We start from the raw sequence: 3938 nt of genomic DNA, 5'->3' as shown, positions 1-3938 counted from the left end.
GGCGCGCTCGCCGGGGGTGGCCCGGGTGCGGGCGTCGGGGACCAGGGAGGTGAGGCCCCGGGGGAGGGGCTGGGTGCTGGTCGCCCGCCCCGTTCCTCCGCGCCCCGGGGCGTCGGTGAGCACCACGGCCGGTCGTCGGGTTCCCCGCCCGGCACCGGGTCGTGGTGGTGGCGGGCGATCGCTTCCGGAGGGCCCGGCGGGCCCGCCGGGCCTGGCGCCGGCGGGCGTCCTTGGTGCGGTCGGCGTCGGCGGCGCAGGCGCTGCACCAGCCCGTCGCCGACGCCCCTCCCGGGCAGGAGGCGGTGGTGGTGGACCCGCTGCCGGTACCACGCGAGACCGGAAGCCGAAGCCGCCTCAAGCCGGAACAATGGCTTCAAGACGGCACGGGGCCACCCGGAACCGGAAAAGTGGTGCCAGTTCGGACCGTAAACGCCACGGCTGCCCCTGAGGACGGGGAGCCGCAGCTCCGGGACGTCCGTACGAAGCTCGTCCGGCTGACCCCCGCGCCTGCGGGGAGGACGACGGGGACAGCTTGGCCGTCGCCTTGGCAAGCGGCGGACCCCCGCCGGTGCGGGGAGGACGGACCAGTTCGCTCGGAGGTCGCGGAGGAACGTCGTTTCCGGCGGGAGAAGGCATGGTCTCAGAACGGGGGTTCTTCCGACCGCTCGGCGGTCCGGCCCGGACAGGGGGCACGGCGGGGGAGGTCCGCGTCGACGAACGCCCACGGATCCCGCCCGACAAGGCCGGTCGTGTCCTCGCCCCACTCCTCCAGGGTGTCGATCGCGCGCTCCCGGTGCTGCCATTGGGCGCTGGCCCCGAGAACCTGACGGACCGAGGGGATCAGCGCCGTGCGACGGTGTCGCAGCCGCGCGTCGTCGACCAGGGGGATGCAGGCGGCGACAGCGGCCTCCCGGAGCGACAGGTCGGGGTCTCGGGTGTGCGCCGTAACCGGGCCGAGGAGCAGCGGAAGCAGTCGGCTCATCCGCACGAAGGGGAGGTGGTCCCCGGGCCTGAAGCCTTGCCGACGGAAGGCCTCCGCTGCCGCGTCGTTCGCCTCGGATGCCACCGCGCCGAGCCAGCCGAGGAGTGCGGCCCGCATCGGTCCCGGCAGATCTTCGCGTGAACGGTCGATCGGACGCAGGGTGCGCGGGTCGGACAGGATCCCGGCCACGTACAGGGCGGCCGGCACCGTCGCCTCGTAGAGCGTGTTCTGGTGGTGCACCACGTGGTGCAGGAAATCGAGCGCACCGGTACGTCGGCGCCGGTCGGAGTCCAGCAGCCGGTCCAGGTTGAGCGGCACATCCGTTGCCGCGCCCATGCCGTGCGACAGATCGGCCCAGGGTGTTCCGGCCAGAACCTCGGCGGGACGGGGCAGGACATCGGGGGCGGAAGCAGCGTCGTTCGTCACATTCGGATTCTTGTACCGTCCGTCGACAGCACCAGGGGCCACCCCCGGGACCGGAGACGGACCGGCCCCTGACTCCGGTGACCGATTCCTGCTCACCGACCGCAGGTGCGGCCCGCTTCCGGGACAGCAGGCACCTGCCGGTGGCGGGATTCATGGACACGGTGGAGGTGAACGGCCGCCGGTGCCGGGTCGGTCAAAGGCCTGCCGGCCGCGGCCCCGGGTGACGGGGTGTCGGTCCGAGGTGGTCCAGTAGGCTGCGCCGGCCATGGACACGCACGCCGAACCCGAGCAGAACCGGCAGGACGCGATCGCCTGCGGTCCGCCGGTCCGGCGACTCTTCCGGGATGTCATCGCCGACCGCCTGCCGCCGGACGGCAGGCCGCCCCACGCAGCGATGCTGTTCGGTGCCGAGGTCGACCCCTGCTGGGACGAGCGGACCTTCCTCGGGGACTTCTGCAACGAGATCCTCCACCAGGACACCTGCCGGCCCGGCGCCGCCGACGGCCTCGTCCTGCTCGCACACCTCGCCACCGGCGACCGGGTTCCCGCCCGGCAACGGTTCGAGGCCGTCCACCTGTTGTTCAAGGCTGCCACCGTCACCGAGCGCGGCCTCGCCGAGGCCTGGCCGGCCACCCCGAAGGACGCCGATCCCGACAGCGAGGCCCTGGCCCGCAACGCGGTCCGCACCCGTACCCCGGGTCTGCTGACCCGCTGGCCGGCCGAATGCCCCGCGGTCCGGCTGGCCCTCGCCGGCCTCGCCGTCGTCTTCCCGACGGACCGCACCCTGGCCGCCCTGACCCCGCGCCTTCAGGGCTTCGTCGACCGGCACCCCCGGGGCACCGGCATCGGCGACTACGTGCGGTTCGTCCTCGTGCTGGCCACCCAGGACGACGACCGCATCCTCGCGGCGACCGAGAGGTTCACCGACACCTGCTGGACCGGAACGGCGCGCGGAGTACCGGCACGGGCGCGAGCCCTCCACCTCCTCGGCCGGATGCTCGCCGAGGTCGGAGCCAACCTCGCCCGGCACTCACCGCAGTAGTGTCCTGCAGCCGCGACGAGCGACGTTCCTCGCCCCGCGGGGCGGCGCAAGCGACCCGGACGAGGCGTGAGCCGTCCCGGGCGACACCGGGCGACGGGAGGGAACCCTCGGCCTGCGGCGTACGAGGTTTCTGCAATTCCTCCGCGCGAGGCGGCCCGTGTTCGTACGATCGGCTCGGTCCGTGGCCTGCGGGGGCGGATCCGGACGGGGACCGCGAGGGCTGGGGAGGGTGTCGATGGGCCCAGTGGGCTGGATCCTGGTGATCGTGCTGGTGGTCGGCGGCACGATCGTCCGGGTGATGCTGCGCTGTCCCGGCGGCCGGCGGTACGCCTTCAGCCCCGACTGCACCGAGCAGCGGCAGGACCTGGACGCCGCCCGCGGCAGGCTCCGTGGCCTGGAGCGCGCGGCAGGCTTCGTGGCCTGGAGCGCGCGGCGGGCCGCGAACGCGACGTGGCCCGGGCCGAGGTCGAAGCCGCGAAGCGGCTCCATCGGGACCGGGTCGGCCGGGCCCGGGCACATCTGGCCCGGCTGAAGGATCCCGGCCGGGGCGTGTCGAAGTCCTCGCTCGGGGACAGCCTGAGGCTGTACGAACACGCGCTGGGCGTGACGGTGGACGGCCGCACCGTCGAGCACCCGCTGCCCGAGGTCTCGGTCCTCGACGACTGCTCGGGCAAGGACGGCCACATCTACGTGGCTCTGCCGGACGGTCGCCGGCAGATGGTTACCGTCTCCCTGGAGGAAACGCCCGAGTCCGAGGTCCGGAAGTTCGTGATCGAGGTGTTCAACGCCGTCGCCGACGCCAAGGTGTCCCGGGCCGAGCGGCCGGCACGGGTGCCCGAGGCCGAGGCCGAGGCCGAACCGAACGACGCGATCGCGGACACCGCCGCCCACGAGGAAGCCCCGGCCGCCCCCGGCCCGTGGTGGCGGGGACAGCCGGGGTACGGGGCCGGGGGCACCGCACGGTCGTCCGTGCGGCGCCCCCGACGCGGCGTGGCCCGTGGTCGTGGCCCGTAGGCGGCAGGGCGGCCCCGCCCGCTCAACTCCCGGCGGCGATCCGGCCGTAGTCGATCCAGCCGGGGTTGTTGCGGTCGTCGCCGCCGTTGTTGAGGAACGCGGTGGTGGGGCCGGTGGTGACGAGGTAGTCGGCGTGGCCGTCGGCGTCGATGTCCGCCAGCGCCACGGCGCTCTGGTCGCTGGTGAGACCGGACGCGGTCCGTCCGTGGTCGCTCCAGCCGCCGTGGCCGTCACCGCCCTTGTTCAGGAAGGTGGTGATCGATCCGTCGGGGTTGACCACGTTGTAGTCGGCGCGCCCGTCACCGTCGAAGTCGGCGAGGCGCAGTCGGCTGCGGTCGGTGGTGAGCCCGCCGGCAACCCGGCCGTTGTCCACCCAGCCGCCGTGGCCGTCGCCGCCCCGGTTGAGGAAGACGTTCACGGCGCCGTTGTCGGCGAGGGTGATGTAGTCGGTGCGCCCGTCGCCGTCGAAGTCCG

5 protein-coding genes are annotated in these 3938 nt (G+C 73.9%); 3 read left to right on the top strand and 2 right to left on the bottom strand.

Annotation, left to right across the window (positions count from 1 at the left end; genetic code table 11):
• Positions 1–640: 640 nt before the first annotated feature.
• Positions 641–1408 carry a hypothetical protein gene (locus VR45_RS36085; RefSeq protein ID WP_045944150.1) on the bottom strand — a complete coding sequence of 256 codons (768 nt, stop codon included), beginning with the start codon at positions 1406–1408 and terminating at the stop codon, positions 641–643.
• Positions 1409–1673: 265 nt separating this feature from the next.
• Here VR45_RS36085 and VR45_RS36080 point away from each other — a divergent pair, with 265 nt between their 5' ends.
• The 3 genes from VR45_RS36080 (at position 1674) to VR45_RS36070 (ending at position 3464) form a co-directional block, all read left to right on the top strand.
• The gene (locus VR45_RS36080) at positions 1674–2450 is read left to right on the top strand and encodes a hypothetical protein (RefSeq protein ID WP_045944149.1); all 777 of its coding nucleotides are present in this window, start codon (positions 1674–1676) and stop codon (positions 2448–2450) included.
• A gap of 235 nt (positions 2451–2685) precedes the next feature.
• A complete protein-coding gene (locus tag VR45_RS36075; RefSeq protein ID WP_159394481.1) occupies positions 2686–2982 on the top strand; it encodes a hypothetical protein in 297 nt (98 codons plus the stop codon).
• Positions 2983–2999: 17 nt separating this feature from the next.
• Positions 3000–3464 (top strand): hypothetical protein, encoded by a 465-nt coding sequence (locus VR45_RS36070; protein ID WP_045944147.1) that lies wholly within the window; start codon positions 3000–3002, stop codon positions 3462–3464.
• 22 nt (positions 3465–3486) lie between these two features.
• Here VR45_RS36070 and VR45_RS36065 read toward each other — a convergent pair.
• A partial coding sequence (locus VR45_RS36065) for a VCBS repeat-containing protein (protein ID WP_045944146.1) occupies positions 3487–3938 on the bottom strand: 452 nt, incomplete at its 5' end.

The organism is Streptomyces sp. NRRL S-495, assembly GCF_000966955.1.
Lineage (GTDB): Bacteria > Actinomycetota > Actinomycetes > Streptomycetales > Streptomycetaceae > Kitasatospora > Kitasatospora purpeofusca.
This window is presented reverse-complemented; position numbering and strand designations above follow the sequence as displayed.

Excerpts from the sequence above, each read along its gene's own strand:
- VR45_RS36080 (WP_045944149.1), top strand. The coding sequence starts at position 1,674 with ATGGACACGCACGCCGAACCCGAGCAGAACCGGCAGGACGCGATCGCC.
- VR45_RS36075 (WP_159394481.1), top strand. The coding sequence starts at position 2,686 with ATGGGCCCAGTGGGCTGGATCCTGGTGATCGTGCTGGTGGTCGGCGGC.